Origin of the sequence: Streptomyces fildesensis (genome assembly GCF_016107395.1) — a bacterium.
Lineage (GTDB): Bacteria > Actinomycetota > Actinomycetes > Streptomycetales > Streptomycetaceae > Actinacidiphila > Actinacidiphila fildesensis.
The window spans coordinates 1-265 of sequence record NZ_JAAIKO010000298.1 but is presented as its reverse complement, the minus strand read 5'-3'; the positions used below and the strand labels follow the sequence as shown (position 1 = coordinate 265).

Annotated in this window: 1 protein-coding gene; it reads left to right on the top strand. The window is 47.5% G+C overall.

The genetic code is table 11. The features are described 5' to 3' along the window. The coding region (locus C6N31_RS47400) for a hypothetical protein (RefSeq protein ID WP_198359728.1) at positions 1–265 on the top strand (265 nt) is incomplete at both ends.

Genomic DNA, 265 nt, shown 5'->3' with positions numbered 1-265 from the left:
AAGGAACTCTTCGATGGAGCTCTCTGGGAAGTTGAGGGAAAGTGGGTTGTTCAAGGAGCCATTGATGTAGACATTGGTGCAAATCCTTCTGCTGAAGGTGGTGGTGAAGATGAGGGTGTTGATGATCAAGCTGTCAAAGTGGTTGACATTGTTGACACATTCAGGCTTCAGGAGCAACCAGCATTTGACAAGAAGCAGTTTGTCGGTTGGGTGAAGAAATACATCAAGGCGTTGACACCTAAACTTGAGGGGGAGAAGCAAGCGC